This window comes from Dactylosporangium maewongense (genome assembly GCF_039531485.1).
Classification (GTDB): domain Bacteria; phylum Actinomycetota; class Actinomycetes; order Mycobacteriales; family Micromonosporaceae; genus Dactylosporangium; species Dactylosporangium maewongense.
In genome coordinates, this window is the sequence record NZ_BAAAQD010000036.1 from 6,542 (window position 1) to 23,169 (window position 16,628).

Sequence of the window (16,628 nt, forward strand, 5' to 3'; positions counted from 1 at the left end):
CCGGCTTCGCTCCACCGAAGCCGGGCCGCCGTTCTCTGTCTGGTTCGCGTGTGCCGGCCGCGGAAGCCACCGCGGGCAGGGCCGCGCCGGGTCAGCTGAGCAGGGCGCGGGCGGCGGCCAGGATGTCCGCCTCGCCGAGCAGGACCTGGTCGGCGGCCGGCCCCAGGGGGACGTAGCTGTCGACGCTGTTGACCCGGGCCATCCGGCCGGCGAAGCCGGCGTCGACCAGGGCCGCGACGACCGCCTCGGAGACGCCGCCGCTCGCGCGGGTCTCGTCGACGACGAGGACCCGGTCCACACCGGCGAGCGCGGCGGACAGGGCCGCCGCCGGCAGCGGCGCGAGCCACTGCAGGTCCACCACGCGGGTCTCGGCGCCCTCGCCGGCCAGGACGCCGGCCACCCGCAGGCTCATCGGCACGCCGTTGCCGAAGGTGACCACCGCCAGGTCGCCGCCGTCGCGGACGGTCCGCACCGCACCGAACGGCGCCTCGGCCCAGTCCGACGGGGCCGCATACGGGGCGAGCCAGCCGCCGTCGCCCTCGGTGTGCAGGTCGCGGGTGTGGTACAGGGCGATCGGCTCCAGCAGCACGCACACCCGCCCCTCCGCCTCGGCAAGGGCGAGGCACTGGCGCAGCAGGGCGGGCGCGGTGGCGGGGTGCGACGCGACGGCGAGCGCGAGGCCGGGAATGTCGCGCAGCACGGCGACCGAGTTGTCGTTGTGGAAGTGGCCGCCGAAACCCTTCTGGTACGCCAGGCCGGCGATGCGCACGACCATGCCGTTCTGGTATTGACCGGCGGAGAAGAACCGTAGCGACGCGGCCTCGCCCCGCAGTTGGTCCTCGGCATTGTGCAGGTAGGCGAGGTACTGGATCTCGGGGATGGGCAGGGCGCCGGCCAGCGCGCCGCCGAGCGCCAGCCCGAGGATCGACTGCTCGTCGAGCAGCGTGTCGAAGACCCGGCCGGCGCCGAACGCCTTGCGCAGCCCACGGGTGGCGCCGTAGACGCCGCCCTTGCGGGCCACGTCCTCGCCGAAGACCTGGGCGCCCGGGTGGGTCAGCAGGGCGTCGTGCAGGGCGGCGTTGATCGACTGGGCGAGGGTGAGCGGACCGCGCTCCTCCGGCAGCTTCCCGCCGAAGGCCGGTGCACGGTCGGCGCCGGCGCGGGCGGCGGCCGCGGTGACGGCCGCGGGGCGGCGGGCGGTCAGCGGCGCCGTGACGGCGTCCGGCGACGCGAGCCGCTCGACCGCGCCGACCAGGTGCCGAGCCTCGTCCATGACGAGCTTGCGGGCGTGCTCGTAGCGGGCCAGGCTCTCGGCCGGGCTCAGGATGCCTCGGCGGGCCAGCGTCGCGGCGGTGGCGAGGATCGGGTCGCGGGCGTAGTCGGCGAGGATCTCCACCCGGCTGCGGTAGGCCAGCTCGGCATCGGAGCCGGCGTGGCCCATGAACCGCACGGTGCCCAGGTGCAACACCACCGGCCGGCGCTCGGCGCGGACCCGCCGCGCGGCGTCGGCCGCGACGGCCAGCAGGTGGGCGGGGTCGGTGCCGTCGGCGTGGACGTAGTCGATGCCGGGCAGCGACGACAGGGAGCGCCGGACCCAGCCGTGCGGCGATCGGGTGCTGATGCCGATGCCGTTGTCCTCGCAGACGAGCAGCAGCGGCAGCGGCAGGCCCTGGTGGGCGCTGTAGCCGGCGGCGTTGAGCGCGCCGGCGGCGGTGGAGTGGTTCAGCGATGCGTCGCCGAAGCTGCAGACGACGACGGCGTCGTCGGGGTACACCGAGCCGGCACCCCGGCCGAGGTTGAAGGCAAGACCCATCGCGCGCGGCAGGTGCGAGGCGATCGTCGAGGTCTGCGGGATGATGTTCAGCGCGCGGTGGCCGAACACCTTGTGCCGGCCGCCGGAGATCGGGTCGTGCCGGGACGCCGCCGCCGAATGCAGCACGTCGCTGATCGGGGTGGCGCCGGGCACCTGGCCGGCGCGGGCCGCGTAGAACCCGCCGGAGCGGTAGTGCAGCAGCGCCGGGTCGCTCGGGCGCAGGGCGAGGGCCACGGCGGCGTTGCTCTCGTGGCCGCTGGAGCCGATCGTGTAGAAGCCCTCCTTCTGGGCCTGCAGCCAGCGCAGCGCGAGGTCCAGGTGACGGGCCTGGACCTGGGCCTCCCAGTACTCCAGCAGGACCGAGCGGTCGGCTTCGGTGTCGTCGGAGGTGCCGGTGGGCGCTCCGGACGACCATTCGGTGAGCCGGCGGACGACGTGCTCGTCGATGGATTCCACGACGGAGGGCTCCAGTTCAGCGGTTGGTGCGGCCGCGCAGCCGCGGGTCGAGGACGTCGCGGAGGGTGTCGCCGAGCAGGTTGAACCCGAGCACCGCGATCATGATGCAGACGCCCGGCACGACCGACGGCCAGATCGACAGCTCCATGAATGCCTTGCCGTTGGCCAGCATCGAGCCCCAGGACGGCGCCGGCGGCTGGACGCCGAGGCCGAGATAGCCCAGCGACGCCTCGATGAGGATGGCGTAGGCGATGCTCGTGGTGAACTGCACGGCGATCGGCGCGATCGAGTTGGGCAGCACGTACTTGAAGATGAGGCGGGCGTTGCTGAGCCCGGCGGCCTGCCCGGACTCGACGAACGGCTCGCGCCGCACCGACATCGCCGTGCCCCGCACGATCCGGGCGAAGCTGGGGATGAACACCAGCACCAGGGCGAGGATCAGGTTCTCGGTGCCGGGCCCGCGGGCGGCCACGACGGCGAGGGCGAGCAGCAGGGTCGGGAAGGCGAACATGATGTCGGTGACCGGGGTGATGATCGCGTCGAGGATCCCCCGGTAGAAGCCGGCGAGCAGGCCGAGCAGGACGCCGATGACGGCGGCGCAGCCGACCACCACGAGGCCCACGGCGAGCGAGGTGCGCGCGCCGTAGAGGGCCCGGCTGAGCAGGTCGCGGCCGGCCTCGTCGGCGCCGAGCAGGAAGGTCCCGCCGGGCGTGGCGAGCCGCTGGTTGGACATCGCGGTCGGGTCGTAGGGCGCGATGACCGGGGCGAGGGCCGCAGCCGCGGCCATGAGCAGGACGAGGGTGAGCCCCACGGCGCCGATCTTGTCGCGGGTGAGCTGCCGCAGCAGCGCGCCGCCGCGCCCGCCGACCGTGCGCAGCCGGCCGAGCCGCCGCGCCTGTACCTCCGTGACGGTGTCGACTTCAGTGACCACTGCGCAGCCTCGGATCCAGGTAGGTGTAGACGAGGTCGACCAGGTAGTTGACCAGGACGTAGAAGAACGCGAGGAAGAGCAGGGTGCCCTGGACGACCGGGTAGTCGCGCTGGCTGATCCCACGGATGACCATCGTGCCCAGGCCGGGCCAGGCGAAGACCTGCTCGACGATGACGGTGCCGCCGAGCAGCGCACCGAGCTCGATGCCGAGCACGGTCACGACCGGGATGAGCGAGTTGCGCAGGGCGTGGCGGACCAGGATGACGCGCTCGGCCAGTCCCTTGGCGCGGGCGGTGCGCACGTAGTCCTGGTTGAGCACCTCCAGCATGCTGGAGCGGGTCATCCGCATGTTGATGGCGGCGAGGCTGGCGCCCAGGGTGACGGCGGGGAGCACCAGGTATTTCAGGTTGTCGAGCAGCCCGCCGCCCTCGCTGGCGCCCTGTGAGGGCAGCCAGCCGAGGGAGACGGAGAAGACGTAGACGAGCAGGATGCCCAGCCAGAAGTTGGGCACCGACAGGCCGATGAGCGACGCCACGCGGGCGAAGGCGTCGAGCGGGCCGTTGCGGCGGGTGGCGCTGAGGATCCCCATCGGGATCGACAGCAGGATGGCGACGAGCAGCGCGGAGACGGCCAGCAGCAGGGTCGACGGGAGTCGCTGCAGGATCTCGTCGAGCACCGGCTGGCCGGTGCGCATGGAGGTGCCGAGGTCACCGCGCAGCAGGTCGCCGAACCAGGTGAAGAACTGTTCGTGCACAGGCATGTCGAGCCCGAAGTAGCGGCGCATCTCCGCCTCGACCTCGGGGTCACCGAAGTCCTGCCCCATGATGGAGCTGATCACGTCACCCGGGATCATGCGGATGACCAGGAACGAGATGACTGAGATCCCGAGCAGGACGGGGATGACCGTCAGCGAGCGGATCAGCGTGATGCGCAGCATGGTGTGCTCTCCTGCCGGTCAGTGCTCGTAACCGGATAACCCGGGTTCGGCGCCCTCGTCCCAGCCGGGCTCCAGCTCGTCGTCGGCGCCGGCGAGGTCACGCGCCCATTCGTGGGCCCGCTTGGCGACCCGCAGCACCATCACCGACCGGCTCTCCATGACGCCCTCCAGGTGGCCCAGGCGCTCGGTCCAGAACCGGCGCATGGTGTTGGTGGAGGCGAAGTAGCCGACGGCGATGATGTCGAACTGGCCGGTCACGTGGTAGACGTAGGCCATCTCGGGCATGCCGGCGAGCTTGTCGATGAGCTGCTCGGTGGCGCCTGGGGCGCTCTGGATCTCGAAGAGCGTGTGCACCGGGCGGCCCATGAAGGGTGCGCTGGGGATCGCGGAGAACTGCAGCTTGCCTTCGGCGAGCAGGCGGTCGATCCGGCGCCGCACCGAACCCTCGGAGAGCCCGACCTTGGCCGCCAGTGCGACGTTGGTCTGTCTCGGGTCCTGCACGAGCTCCCGGATGATCGCGCGATCCTTCACGATCGAGCTCTTGGATGTCATCGGGCTCCAACTCTCAATCGACGTAATTCGTCGCTCGCCGGAGCCTAGACGACGAAGATCGGCTGTGCAACACTCCCGAGTGACGAATGGCGACGTTCGCGCACCGAGTTTTGGGGAGTTTCGATGGCCTTGTTGGAGGTGCGCGACCTGCGCACGGAATTCCGCGCGGCGCGGGGCTCGGTGACCGCCGTCGACGGCGTCTCGTTCACCGTCGACGCGGGTGAGATGGTCGCGCTCGTGGGCGAGTCCGGCTGCGGCAAGTCGGCGACCGCGCAGTCCGTCATGGGCCTGATCGTGCCGCCGGCCGGGCAGGTCACCGGCGGTCAGGTGCTCTTCGAGGGCCGGGACCTGCTCACCCTGAGCCGCCGCGAGCTGCGGGCCGTGCGCGGCAAGGGCATCGCGATGATCTTCCAGGATCCGATGACCTCGCTGAACCCGGTGCTCACCATCGGCAAGCAGATCACCGAGACCCTGCAGGCCCACCTCGGGCTGAGCCGCCGGGCCGCCCGGACCCGGGCCGTCGAGCTGCTGGAGATGGTGCGCATCCCGGCCGCGCAGAGCCGCGTCGGCGCCTACCCGCACCAGCTCTCCGGCGGCATGCGGCAACGCGTCATGATCGCGATGGCGCTGTCCTGCAACCCGCGGCTCATCCTCGCCGACGAGATCACCACCGCGCTCGACGTCACCATCCAGGCGCAGATCCTCGACCTGCTGCGCGACCTGGCCCGCGAGACCGCCACCGCCGTGCTGTTCATCACCCACGACCTCGGCGTCGTGGCCGGCATGGCCGAGCGGGTCAACGTCATGTACGCGGGGCAGATCGTCGAGCGGGCCGAGACCGTCGACCTGTTCCACCGCCCGCAGATGCCGTACACCTGGGGGCTGCTCGGCTCGGTCCCGCGCCTCGACCTGGTCCGCGGCGGGCGACTGCGGCCGATCGCGGGCCGCCCGCCCGAGCTGACCGCGATGCCGCCCGGCTGCCGGTTCGCGCCCCGCTGCGCGCACGCCCGGGACAGCTGCGCCGACGCCGTGCCCGACCTCGTCCTCACCCATCAGGTCCCTGACCGGGGCCAGCTCAACCGCTGCTGGGGCATGCGCCCCGCGGACGCGGGCGGCTGGCTGTCGGACGAGGACCGCTTCGCCGAGCAGTCCGTGGAGGCGCGATGACCAACCTCTTGGAAGTCCGGGACCTGGCGGTCGACTTCAAGGTGCCGCGCCGCGGCTCGCTGCTGCCGGCCCGGCTGCGCGCGGTGGCCGGCGTCGACCTCGACATCCGCCGCGGCGAGATCCTCGGCGTGGTCGGCGAGTCCGGCTGCGGCAAGTCCACCACCGGGCGGGCAATCCTGCAGCTGCTGCGGCCCAGCCGGGGCAGCGTCAGGTTCGACGGCACCGAGCTGACCACGCTGCCCGGCCGCCGGATGCGGGCGATGCGCCGCCGGATGCAGATGATCTTCCAGGACCCGTACGCGTCGCTGAACCCACGCATGAGCATCGGCGAGCTCATCGAGGAGCCGCTGCTCGTGCACTCCGACCTGTCCGCGGCCGGCCGGCGGGCGAAGGCGCAGGAGATCATGCGGCTGGTCGGGCTCAGCGACCGCTGGCACGACCGCTACCCGCACGAGTTCTCCGGCGGCCAGCGCCAGCGGGTCGGCATCGCGCGGGCCCTCGTCAGCGGCCCCGACTTCGTCGTCGCCGACGAGCCGGTCTCCGCCCTCGACGTGTCCGTCCAGGCGCAGATCGTCAACCTCCTCGAACAGCTGCAGGAGGAACTGGGCCTGACGATGATGTTCATCGCGCACGACCTCGCCGTGGTCCGGCACCTGTGCGACCGGATCGCGGTGATGTACCTCGGCACCGTCGTCGAGGTCGGCGGGTGCGAGGAGCTGTACCAGTCGCCGCGGCACCCCTACACGAAGGCGCTGCTGTCCGCGGTACCGATCCCGGACCCCCTCGTGGAGACCAAGCGGCAGCGCGTCCTGCTCACCGGGGACGTGCCGAGCCCGCTCGACCCGCCCAGCGGCTGCCGGTTCCGCACGCGGTGCTGGAAGGCGCAGGACGTGTGCGCGACGACCGTGCCCGTGCTGACCGACCCGGCGGACGGGCACCGGGTCGCCTGCCACTTCCCCGAGCCCGCGACCGTCGCGGCCGCGGGGGTGTGACCGTGCTGCACCGCAGTCTCGTCGGCGGCGAATGGGTCGACGGCGACCGCCGCCCGAACGTGAACCCGGCCCGGCCGGACGAGGTCGTCAGCGAGTACGCCGAGGCCGGCCCGGACACCGCCCGCGCCGCCGCCGAGGCCGCCCGCGCCGCCCAGCCCGGCTGGGCCCGCACACCCGTCGCCGAGCGAATGGCGGTCCTCGACAGGATCGGCACCACGATCCTCGGCCGCGCCGAGGAACTCGCTGTGCTGCTCGCCCGCGAGGAGGGCAAGCTGCTCGCCGAGGCGCGCGGCGAGGTCGTCCGGGCCGGGCAGACCTTCCGCTACTACGCCCATCAGCTGCTGCAGCCGCAGGGCGAGGTGTACGCGTCCACCAGGGACAACGTCCACGCCGAGGTGCGCCGCCGGCCGCTCGGCGTGGTCGCGGTCATCACGCCGTGGAACTACCCGATCGCGATCCCGGCCTGGAAGGTGGCGCCGGCGCTCGCCTACGGCAACGCGGTCGTGCTCAAGCCGGCCGAGCTGGTGCCCGCCTCGGCCGGTGAGCTGGCCGGGATCATCGCCGGCTCGGGCCTGCCGCCGGGCGTGTTCAACCTGGTCCTCGGGGCCGGGCGGACGGCCGGCGAGGCGCTGCTCACCGCGCCCGGCGTCGACGGCGTGTCGTTCACCGGCGGCACCGGCACCGGCGCCCACGTCGCACGGCAGTGCCTCGCCCACGGCAACAAGCGCTTCCAGCTGGAGATGGGCGGCAAGAACCCGCTCGTCGTGCTCGACGACGCCGATCTCGAGGTGGCCGTGCGCTGCGCCCTGGACGGCAGCTTCTTCAGCACCGGACAGCGCTGCACCGCGTCGAGCCGCCTCATCGTGCAGGACGGCATCCACGACCGGTTCGTGGCCGCGCTCGCCGCCGCCGCCGGGGCGCTGACGGTCGGCGACCCGCTCGACCCGCGCAGCCAGGTCGGCCCGGTCGTCAGCCCACAGCAGCTCGCCCAGAACCTCGGCTTCGTCCAGGTCGGCACCGCCGAGGGCGCGACCGTGGCCGCCGGCGGCACCAGCGACGGGCAGTTCATGCGCCCGACGCTGCTCACCGGCGCGCACAACGGCATGCGGGTGGCCCAGGAGGAGATCTTCGGCCCGGTCTCCTGCGTCATCCGGGTCGGCGACCTCGACGAGGCGATCGCGGTCGCCGCCGACACCCGCTACGGGCTCTCGGCCGGCATCGTCACCACGTCCCTCGCCGCCGCCGAGCGCTTCAAACGCGACGCGCGGGCCGGCATCGTCACGGTCAACCTACCCACCGCCGGCACCGAGCTGCACCTGCCGTTCGGCGGCACCGGAGACTCCAACCACGGCCCGCGGGAGCAGGGCGGCTACGCCCGCGACTTCTACTCGGTGCCGGTGACCTGCTACACGGGCTGGTGAGACCGCATGCCTGAGATCCTGCTGACCGAGCCGATCGCGGACGCTGGGATGGAGCTGCTGCGGGCCGCCGCCGAGGTGCGCGTCGCCGGCGTCACCGACCCGGCCGCCCTCGCCGCCGGCCCGCTCGCCACCGCCGACGCCCTCGTCGTGCGCTCCTCCCCCGTCACCGCCGCCATGCTCGAGGCCGCGCCGCGGCTGCGGGTCGTCGGCCGCCACGGCGCCGGCCTCGACGGCATCGACCTCGCCGCGGCGCAGCGGCTGGGCATCCCGGTCGTCAGCACGCCGGGCGCCAACGCCGAGTCGGTCGCCGAGTTCGTCGTCCTCGCCGCGCTGGCCCTCGCCCGGCAGCTGCCGGGGGCCGTCGCGACCCTCGCGAGCGGCGGCTTCCCGGCCGGCCGTTCGCTGCCCTCCTCAGTCGTCGCCGCCGGCCTGACCGGCACCATGCTCGTCGGCCGGACGGTGGGCCTGGTCGGGCTGGGCGCGATCGGCCGCGGCGTGGCCGTCCGCGCGCTGGGCCTGGGGATGACGGTCATCGCGTTCGACGTCGCGGCGGTGGTACCGCCACAAGGCGTCCGCCTGGTGCCGCTGGACGAGCTGCTGCGCTCAGCCGACGTGGTGAGCCTGCACGTCCCGCAGACCCCGCAGACCACCGGGCTGATCGGCGCCGCCGCGCTGGCGTCGATGCGGCCGGACGCGCTGCTGGTCAACACCGCCCGCGCCGGGGTCGTCGACCACGCCGCCGTCCTCGCCGCGCTCGACGGCGGGCGGCTGCGCGGCTACGCCGTCGACGTGTTCGCCCCGGAGCCGCCCTCGCCCGACGATCCGCTCCTGCACCACCCGCGGGTCCTGGCGACACCGCACATGGCGGCGATGACCTCGGACGCACTCGACGCGATGGCCGTCGCCGTCGCCCAGGGCGTCCTCGATGTACTTGCGAAAGGATGATCGCTGTGACCCCGCCCTCGACCCTGCCCGTGCTGGACTACTTCGGCGTCGACGGCCGAATCGACGACGAGAGCCGCGCCCTGCGCGAGGCCGTGCGCACCTACGTCGACCGGCGGGTCCGGCCGCACGTCGCCGGCTGGTACGAGAAGGGCAGCCTGCCGGTCCGCGACCTCGCCCGGGAACTCGGCTCGCTCGGCGTGCTCGGCATGCATCTGCAGGGCTACGGCTGCGCGGGCACCTCCGCCCTCGCGTACGGGCTGGCCTGCTTCGAGCTGGAGGCGGGCGACTCGGGCCTGCGCTCGCTGGTGTCGGTGCAGGGCTCGCTGGCGATGTACGCCATCCACCGCTACGGCTCGCAGGCCCAGCGTGAGCAGTGGCTGCCGGCCATGGCGAGCGGCACGGCGATCGGCTGTTTCGGGCTGACCGAGCCGGACTTCGGCTCCGACCCGTCGGGCATGCGCACCCGCGCCCGCCGCGACGGCTCGGACTGGATCCTCGACGGCACCAAGATGTGGATCACCAACGGCTCGGTCGCCGACGTCGCCGTCGTCTGGGCCCGCACCGACGAAGGCATCCGCGGCTTCCTGGTGCCCGCCGGCACGCCCGGCTTCGCCGCCCCGGAGATCACCCGCAAGCTCTCCCTGCGCGCGTCCGTCACCGCCGAGCTGGTCCTCGACGGGGTACGGCTGCCCGCCGACGCGATGCTGCCCGGCGCGACCAGCCTGTCGGCCCCGCTGTCCTGCCTCAACGAGGCCCGCTTCGGCATCGTCTTCGGCGCCCTCGGCGCCGCACACGACTGCCTGTCGACGACCATCGCGTACGCCGGAAGCCGCGAGATCTTCGACCGGCCCCTCGCGGCCTACCAGGCGACCCAGCTGAAGCTCGCCGACATGACCCTGGAACTCGGCAAGGGCTTCCTGCTCGCGCTGCAGCTGGCGGCGCTGAAGGACGCCGGTACCCTGGACCACCGCCAGATCAGCCTGGGCAAGCTCAACAGCACTCGCGAGGCGATCGCCATCGCCCGTGAGTGCCGCACCATCCTCGGCGCCGCGGGCATCACACTGGACTACCCGGTGCTGCGCCACGCGTCGAACCTGGAGTCGGTCCTGACCTACGAGGGCACGTCGGAGGTCCACCAGCTGATCATCGGTCAAACCGTGACCGGCCACGCCGCCTTCCGCTGACGCCGGACCCCATCGGTCGACTGCCGCTCACGGCCTTTCCCGGACGATACGTGGCGTGATCAGATCCTGGTTGTCGATGAGAATGTCGGCGCGCTCATGTGGAGTGCAGGCGGCGTAGTAGATGCGCTGGGCGTCCGAGTAGCGGCGGTTGCCTGGGTGGTCGGGGTCGGGGTCGGCACCGTCGCGGAGCGCCATGCGCTTCGCCGTCACTGCGAAATCCACGTCCAGGAACACCGACATCTCCCACGCCGCAACGAGTTCCTCCCGATGGAGGAAGAGCCCGTCGACGATGAGCACGGTGCCGGCGGCAGCGGTCCGCAGCGGCGTCACGTGTTCGGTGTCGGTGACGACGTCATGCGCGGCCGTCCGGTAGCGGCGGTCTCCGCCGGCACCGAACCGGTCCAGCACCTCGCTGCGGAACCGCGTGTAGTCGAAGGCGTGCCGCCAGAAGCCTTCGGGTGAGTCGCGACCCAGCTGGTACCGCACAGCGCGCGGATGATGAAAGTCGTCGAGGGAGACCCGGGCAACCGGACGACCGAGCGCGCGGATCACAGCGGCCAGCTCGTCGGCGAACGTCGTCTTGCCGGACGCGTCCGGCCCGTCGATCCCGACGCGGACGCAGGCGCCACCTTCCGGCACGGGCACCAGGTCGGCCACCCGCCGGACGACCCGGCGCCGCTCAACCGAGCTGACCATCCGACGAGCATCGCAGACAGGCCCGTCCTCCGGCGACCAGCACCGCCATCCGGTACGTGGCTATCTCCGCAGCCTGGACCCGGTGTGACAGCGATTCCGACACGACAGGGTCGTCGGCGGATCGCTCACTTGCTTCCATTATCACTATCGAGAGTGATAACGTTTCTCTCGTGGGGATGTCCGGAGACGGTTGGGCCGAGTTGGCGCTGCACCCTGTGCGCATCCGCGTACTCAGGGCCGTCGCCGGGGCCCGGCTGACGACGCAGGACATCGCGGCGCGGCTGCCGGACATCCCGCACGCCACGCTCTACCGGCACCTGGCCACGCTGGTCAAAGCCGGCCTGATCGAGGTGGTGGACCAACGCAAGATTCGCGGTGCGGTGGAGCGGGTCTACGCGTTGCCCGCCCACGGCGCGGCGCTGGACCCCGCGGCCTTGGCCACGGCGACGCCTGAGGATCACGCCCGGTACTTCACCGCGTTCGTGTCGAGCCTGCTGTCCGAATTCTCCCGCTACCTCGCCCGCGAAGGGATCGACTTCATCGCCGACGGGGTGGGTTACCAGCAGCTCGTACTGCACCTGACCGACGCTGAGTTGGCAACGTTCGCCGCCGACCTCAACCAGATCATCGGGCCGCTGCTCGGCAACGAGCCCGGCAAGGGCCGGGTGCCTCGCCTGCTGGCCACCATCCTGCTGCCGGCCGGGGAGTCGGCGGCGTCCGAGGCCACACCACAGACGCCGGAGCGCAACGAGGGGTCCGGCACGACGGAGGAGAGTGTCTGATGGCTACAGTCACGGTTACCGGCGACCTCATCGACATCCGATTCACCAGATGGGAGCGGCTCTGGATCGGGCGCGAGCGGTTGACGATCCCGGCCGCCGGCGTGCGGCGCGCTGCATTCGTGGCCGAACCACTGGGTCTGGCGCACGGCGCCCGGCGCGGGATCGTGGTGTCCGGATTCCTCAAGATCGGCGTCTGGGGCATCTTCGGCGGTCCCCGCCAGCTCGTGGTGGCGCGCCGGGGTGAGGCGGGATTGCACCTCGTCCTGGATCGGCCGTCCACCGGTGGACAGCTTGATGAGGTGGTGCTCTCCCACCCGGCCGGAGCCAGGATCGCGGACGCGATCGCACGCGTGATGGCGGCCCGCGCATGAGCGGCGACCGTCAGACGATCGAGGTCTCGCACCTGACCAAGCGGTACGGCACGGTCACCGCGGTCCGCGACCTTACGTTCACCGTCGCGCCGGGCGTCGTCACCGGCTTCCTGGGCCCGAACGGTGCCGGCAAGACCACTACCATGCGCCTGCTGACCGGCCTTGCCTCACCGACGTCCGGCACCGCGACGATCGGTGGCCAGCCATACCGGCAGCTGCGGCGGCCGTCGTCCACGGTCGGCGCGGTATTCGACGCGAGCGCGTTCCACCCCGGCCACACTGCCCGTGACCACCTGCGTGTCTACGCCGCGATGGGCGGCTACCCGGACAGCCGGGTGAGCGACCTGCTCGAACTGCTCGGCCTCACCGATGCCGCCGACCGCCGTACCCGAGGGTTCTCCACGGGCATGCGACAGCGGCTCAACCTCGCCACAGCGTTGCTCGGTGACCCGCGGGTACTCCTGCTGGACGAGCCGAGCAACGGCCTCGATCCCGAAGGAATGCTGTGGCTGCGCGGGTTTCTGCGACGGCTGGCAGACGAAGGACGCACCGTGCTGATCTCCAGCCACGTCCTCAACGAGGTACAGCAGCTCGTCGACGACGTCGTGGTGATCCGCAACGGCGAGCTCGTCGCGGCCGGGCCCTGGTCGCGGCTCGCCGGACCACCGGCAGTGCTGGTGCAGTCTCCGGACGCCGACCGGCTGACTGCCGTCCTACGGGCCGGCGGGCCGACCGGCCATCCACCGCAGGTCGAAGCCACCGACAGCGGCCGTCTCCGCGTCCACGGCCTGGACGCACCCGGCATCGCCGAGCTCGCCGCCGCGCACCAGCTGCGAGTCCATGAACTGGTCACGGAGAACGCCAGCCTCGAACAACTGTTTCTGCACCTGACCATCGACAAGGCGGCCGTAACGTGAAACATCTGATCAGCGCCGAAGCCCGTCGGCTGCTCGCCACCCGTATGTGGAGCGGGCTGCTGCTCACCGCCGCCGTGCTCGGCGGCGGCATGATGGCCGCGATGGCATTCGTCGGGCCGGAGAACTTCGACCCACCCATGCCCGGACTGCACACCGAAAGCGGCATCCGCTCGATCCTCGGCATCCTTGGCTACACCGCGTTCGTGCCGGCCGCCGCCGGTGCACTCGCCGTCACCTCCGAGTACCGGCACCGCACCGCCGCCCTCACGTTCTTGTTCGCACCTCGCCGCTGGCAGGTCCTCGCCGCCAAACTCGCCATCCACGGCGTGGCCGGGCTGGCCTACGGGCTGATCCTCGCCGGCACCGCCGCCGCGGCCCTGTTTACCGTCGCCGCCACCCGCGGCATCTCGCTCGGCCTGCCGACCGGCACCGTGCTCGCGCTACTCGCCCGCATCGGCCTCGCCATGGTCGTCTACCTCCTGATCGGTGTCGGCATGGGCGCCCTGATCCGTAACCAGGTCGCGGCCCTGTGCGTCGTGATCGGCTACCTGTACGTGGGCGAACCGCTGCTCATGATGATCCCCGGCGTGAACCTGCTCTACCCGGTGCTGCCCGGCGGCGCCACCGCCTCCCTCACCGACTTCACCTACCTCGCCGATGCCATGTCGCAAGAGGTCGGCAGTACCGCCGTCCGCCTGCTACCGCCAGCCGCCGGCGCGCTGCTACTCACCTTCTATGCACTCGCCGCATCCCTGATCGCCGTCGTCCTGCCCATGCGCCGCGACATTACTTGATCAACGTCGCACCGGGCGCGGACCGGAAGAAGCGCGCACCTGCAACCGGCGCCGTGGTCGTCACCACGTACCAGGACGACGATGCGCTCGGGCTGGCGATCGGCGCCTCCAGCGGCTGGTGCTGGTCACCAGTCGCGCCACTCGCCGGCTACCTCGTCGACGCCGCGTCGTTCCAGTAGCGCATCGACATCGATGCCGGCGTCGGCGAGGACCTCCTCGATGTAGGCGCACAGCTCCTCGCGGGTCATGGTCTCGATGTGCCGACCGAACTCCACGTCGATGTCGTTGAGGGCGACCACGACCCGTTCGACCGCGGCCCACACCGCCTCGTCCGTCGGTGGATCCAGCCTCGCGATCTCCTGCTCGTACGCCTCCAGGGCCGCGTCGACGGCCGCGACGAACGCCGGCGGGAAGAACGCCAGCGCGTACGCATCGTCCGGCGACAACGTCCCTGCGGCGATCGCTGCCTCCTGCTCCGCTGTTTCCTGCCGCCAACGGTGGGTCAAACGTTCGATCATGGCGACAGCATAGGTAGCCCGCAGGGGTCCTGACGTCCCAGGCTGAAGCGCGAGGCTGACCGACGGGACCCAGACGCCGGAATCGCTTATGGCACAGTCCGTACGTGGCTGACGACGGAAGCGCGATCTGGGACGCACACGCCGCGACCTTCGATGAGGAGCCGGACCATGGGCTTCGGGATCCGTTGGTCCGGCGCGGGTGGGCCGAGCTCCTGGCATCCGTCCTTCCCCCGGCTCCCGCATCGATCGTCGATCTCGGCTGCGGAACGGGCAGCCTGACGACCCTGCTGGCCGAGGCCGGGCACCACGTCTGCGGCCTGGATGCGTCCGCCGAGATGCTCGCCGTGGCGCGACGCAAGGCGGCGGACCATGGCGTTGCGGTGCCGCTGATCCGTGGCGACGTGTCGCGGCCACCGCTCGCGCCCGGATCGTTCGACGTCGTGCTGGTCCGGCACGTCCTGTGGGCAGTACAGGAGCGCGACACGACACTCGCCCAATGGATCAGGCTCCTCCGGCCGTCGGGAAGGCTCGTGCTCATCGAAGGCCGGTGGACCACAGGTGCCGGACTGTCAGCGGCGGAGGCGAGCGCACTCCTTCGACGTCATGGCCGGAGCGCCGAGCTGCGGCTGCTCGACGATGACGTCCTCTGGGGCAAAACCATCACCGACGAGCGCTATCTGCTGCTCAGCCGGCAAGCACGCGATCACGACGGCGGACGCGGCTTGGCATGATCTCAGCATGGCCACCTATGAAGTCGCGTTGGTGCTGCTCGTCGACGCCTCCGGGGCGGTACTCATGCAGCATCGCGACGATCGGACCTCGGTCTCGCCGAATCAGTGGAGCTTGCCGGGCGGCCATGTCGAGCAGGGCGAGACGCCAGAACAGGCGGCGCGCCGGGAGTTGCTCGAGGAGACGGGCCTGACGGCGGGAGAGCTGCGTCCGTTGTGGAGCGGCCCGCGTCCGTACGAGGCGGGCTTCCCGCACACGGTCACCGTCCACGTCTTCCACGGCACGACCGACGCCACGCAGCGGGACGTGGTGGTCGGCGAAGGACGCGCGATGGTGTTCGTCCCGCGGGAACAGCTTCTCGACCGCGACCTGGCCGCGACGACCGCTACTGTCCTGCCACTCCATCTGGGCAGTGCTGGCGAGGTTCCCTGATGAGCCGGAAGCGCAGGAACATCTGACCGGCGAGCTCGACCTCTCCATCGGGCCGGAATCCGAACCGTCGTACGGCGGCGGCGGTGCCCCGGCTGGGTGGCAGCAGGACGGTCACGTCGTGCAGGCCGAGCGGGCCGAACGCCTCGGCCAGGATGCGCTCGGCGATCGCCCGCCCGTGGCCCCAGTACGCCGGGCGCAGCACGAGGGCCAGGTCGGCCTCGCCGTCCTCGGGCTGCAGGCCGCCCCACCCGGCGAACGCACCGTCGACCAGCAACGCCCACGGACCGTAGCCGTGGTCGCGCCACATGGCCTCCTTGGCTGCCACCCAGGCGGTGCAGTCCTCCGGGCCGAACCTGCCGACGGCGAGCGGCATGTGCCGGCGGACCCGGGGGTCGTTCATGAGGTCGATCAGGTCGGCGGGGTCCACCTCGGTCAGCCGGGCCAGGGTCACCATGCCCACGACGCTACCGGCGCCGGGGCTCGGGATCAGGCGCGGTTGTTGAGGGTGTTCCAGTCGCCGTCGTAGTCGACGGGCGCCAGGTAGTCGGCGCGGTACGACGACGCGGTGTACCGGCCGGACGCGGATCAGGGTGACAGGGGCAGGTCCACGGTCGCGAGCTGCCCGGCGATCGGCGATTGCGCGACCCGTACGGTGAACGCGAGGTGCAGGTCGCGGGCGACGTCGTGCGCCGCGCTCAGCGCGCCGACCGCCATCGGATCCATCTCGGTGACGCCGCCGAGGTCGACGAGGACCGCGGCCGCCTGGCGGTGCAGCATGGTGGTGACGAGCGCCTGCCGCAGCGAGACGGAGGTCTCGGCCTCCACCCGCCCGCGGACCTGGATGGTGTGGACTGCGTCGTGGCCTTCGATGACGGAGACGGTTCCCACGTCTGCTCCGATGCATGAGGTGGTCAATACGGCGTCCGTGTCGCTTCGCTCAACCTATGCCCAAACCGCTACGCGCCGGTAGCAACCCGGCGGACAAAGTTTC

19 protein-coding genes are annotated in these 16,628 nt (G+C 71.8%); 11 read left to right on the top strand and 8 right to left on the bottom strand.

Annotated elements, in window-relative coordinates; all coding sequences use genetic code 11:
* Positions 1-91 precede the first annotated feature (91 nt).
* From ABD332_RS51505 to ABD332_RS51520, 4 genes are read right to left on the bottom strand one after another with little or no spacing between them, the layout of a single operon-like run.
* Positions 92-2,269 (bottom strand): thiamine pyrophosphate-dependent enzyme, encoded by a 2,178-nt coding sequence (locus ABD332_RS51505; protein ID WP_344512980.1) that lies wholly within the window; start codon positions 2,267-2,269, stop codon positions 92-94.
* 16 nt (positions 2,270-2,285) lie between these two features.
* Positions 2,286-3,200, bottom strand: coding sequence for an ABC transporter permease (locus ABD332_RS51510; RefSeq protein WP_344512982.1), 915 nt, complete (start codon positions 3,198-3,200; stop codon positions 2,286-2,288).
* Positions 3,190-4,137, bottom strand: coding sequence for a nickel ABC transporter permease (gene nikB / locus ABD332_RS51515; protein WP_344512984.1), 948 nt, complete (start codon positions 4,135-4,137; stop codon positions 3,190-3,192). Before nikB ends, ABD332_RS51510 begins: the two co-directional genes overlap by 11 nt.
* An 18-nt stretch (positions 4,138-4,155) precedes the next feature.
* Positions 4,156-4,689, bottom strand: coding sequence for an Lrp/AsnC family transcriptional regulator (locus tag ABD332_RS51520; RefSeq protein ID WP_344512985.1), 534 nt, complete (start codon positions 4,687-4,689; stop codon positions 4,156-4,158).
* 123 nt (positions 4,690-4,812) lie between these two features.
* Here ABD332_RS51520 and ABD332_RS51525 point away from each other — a divergent pair, with 123 nt between their 5' ends.
* From ABD332_RS51525 to ABD332_RS51545, 5 genes are read left to right on the top strand one after another with little or no spacing between them, the layout of a single operon-like run.
* Positions 4,813-5,856 (top strand): ABC transporter ATP-binding protein, encoded by a 1,044-nt coding sequence (locus tag ABD332_RS51525; protein ID WP_344512986.1) that lies wholly within the window; start codon positions 4,813-4,815, stop codon positions 5,854-5,856.
* Positions 5,853-6,848, top strand: a complete 996-nt coding sequence (locus ABD332_RS51530; RefSeq protein ID WP_344512988.1) for an ABC transporter ATP-binding protein — start codon at positions 5,853-5,855, stop codon at positions 6,846-6,848. Before ABD332_RS51525 ends, ABD332_RS51530 begins: the two co-directional genes overlap by 4 nt.
* A 2-nt stretch (positions 6,849-6,850) precedes the next feature.
* The gene (locus ABD332_RS51535) at positions 6,851-8,269 is read left to right on the top strand and encodes an aldehyde dehydrogenase family protein (RefSeq protein ID WP_344512990.1); all 1,419 of its coding nucleotides are present in this window, start codon (positions 6,851-6,853) and stop codon (positions 8,267-8,269) included.
* A gap of 6 nt (positions 8,270-8,275) precedes the next feature.
* Positions 8,276-9,214, top strand: a complete 939-nt coding sequence (locus tag ABD332_RS51540; RefSeq protein ID WP_344512992.1) for a hydroxyacid dehydrogenase — start codon at positions 8,276-8,278, stop codon at positions 9,212-9,214.
* 23 nt (positions 9,215-9,237) lie between these two features.
* On the top strand, positions 9,238-10,398 hold the full coding sequence (locus ABD332_RS51545; RefSeq protein ID WP_425552424.1) for an acyl-CoA dehydrogenase family protein: 1,161 nt from the start codon (positions 9,238-9,240) through the stop codon (positions 10,396-10,398).
* A gap of 27 nt (positions 10,399-10,425) precedes the next feature.
* On the opposite strand, the gene ABD332_RS51550 is transcribed toward ABD332_RS51545, so the two are convergent.
* Entirely contained in the window at positions 10,426-11,094 is a 669-nt protein-coding gene (locus tag ABD332_RS51550) for a nucleoside/nucleotide kinase family protein (protein WP_344512995.1), read from the bottom strand.
* A 56-nt stretch (positions 11,095-11,150) separates the two neighbouring features.
* Between ABD332_RS51550 and ABD332_RS51555 the strand changes: the two genes are divergently transcribed.
* The 4 genes from ABD332_RS51555 to ABD332_RS51570 are packed head-to-tail and all read left to right on the top strand — an operon-like array spanning position 11,151 to position 13,958.
* A complete protein-coding gene (locus ABD332_RS51555) occupies positions 11,151-11,876 on the top strand; it encodes a helix-turn-helix domain-containing protein (protein WP_344512997.1) in 726 nt (241 codons plus the stop codon).
* On the top strand, positions 11,876-12,247 hold the full coding sequence (locus ABD332_RS51560) for a hypothetical protein (protein WP_344512999.1): 372 nt from the start codon (positions 11,876-11,878) through the stop codon (positions 12,245-12,247). The genes ABD332_RS51555 and ABD332_RS51560 overlap by 1 nt, the downstream gene beginning before the upstream one ends.
* The gene (locus ABD332_RS51565; RefSeq protein WP_344513001.1) at positions 12,244-13,164 is read left to right on the top strand and encodes an ABC transporter ATP-binding protein; all 921 of its coding nucleotides are present in this window, start codon (positions 12,244-12,246) and stop codon (positions 13,162-13,164) included. The genes ABD332_RS51560 and ABD332_RS51565 overlap by 4 nt, the downstream gene beginning before the upstream one ends.
* Positions 13,161-13,958 carry an ABC transporter permease gene (locus ABD332_RS51570; protein ID WP_344513003.1) on the top strand — a complete coding sequence of 266 codons (798 nt, stop codon included), beginning with the start codon at positions 13,161-13,163 and terminating at the stop codon, positions 13,956-13,958. Before ABD332_RS51565 ends, ABD332_RS51570 begins: the two co-directional genes overlap by 4 nt.
* Positions 13,959-14,083: 125 nt before the next feature.
* On the opposite strand, the gene ABD332_RS51575 is transcribed toward ABD332_RS51570, so the two are convergent.
* On the bottom strand, positions 14,084-14,476 hold the full coding sequence (locus tag ABD332_RS51575; RefSeq protein ID WP_344513005.1) for a DUF5713 family protein: 393 nt from the start codon (positions 14,474-14,476) through the stop codon (positions 14,084-14,086).
* A gap of 104 nt (positions 14,477-14,580) precedes the next feature.
* Between ABD332_RS51575 and ABD332_RS51580 the strand changes: the two genes are divergently transcribed.
* The gene (locus ABD332_RS51580) at positions 14,581-15,207 is read left to right on the top strand and encodes a class I SAM-dependent methyltransferase (protein ID WP_344513007.1); all 627 of its coding nucleotides are present in this window, start codon (positions 14,581-14,583) and stop codon (positions 15,205-15,207) included.
* Between the two features lie 7 nt (positions 15,208-15,214).
* Positions 15,215-15,637 (top strand): NUDIX hydrolase, encoded by a 423-nt coding sequence (locus tag ABD332_RS51585; RefSeq protein WP_344513009.1) that lies wholly within the window; start codon positions 15,215-15,217, stop codon positions 15,635-15,637.
* On the opposite strand, the gene ABD332_RS51590 is transcribed toward ABD332_RS51585, so the two are convergent.
* Both ABD332_RS51590 and ABD332_RS51595 read right to left on the bottom strand, forming a co-directional pair.
* Positions 15,591-16,091: a GNAT family N-acetyltransferase gene (locus ABD332_RS51590; RefSeq protein WP_344513010.1), complete on the bottom strand. Its 501-nt coding sequence runs from the start codon at positions 16,089-16,091 to the stop codon at positions 15,591-15,593. The two genes, ABD332_RS51585 and ABD332_RS51590, sit on opposite strands and share 47 nt — an antisense overlap.
* Positions 16,092-16,222: 131 nt before the next feature.
* Positions 16,223-16,525: an STAS domain-containing protein gene (locus ABD332_RS51595; protein WP_344513012.1), complete on the bottom strand. Its 303-nt coding sequence runs from the start codon at positions 16,523-16,525 to the stop codon at positions 16,223-16,225.
* Positions 16,526-16,628: the final 103 nt, after the last annotated feature.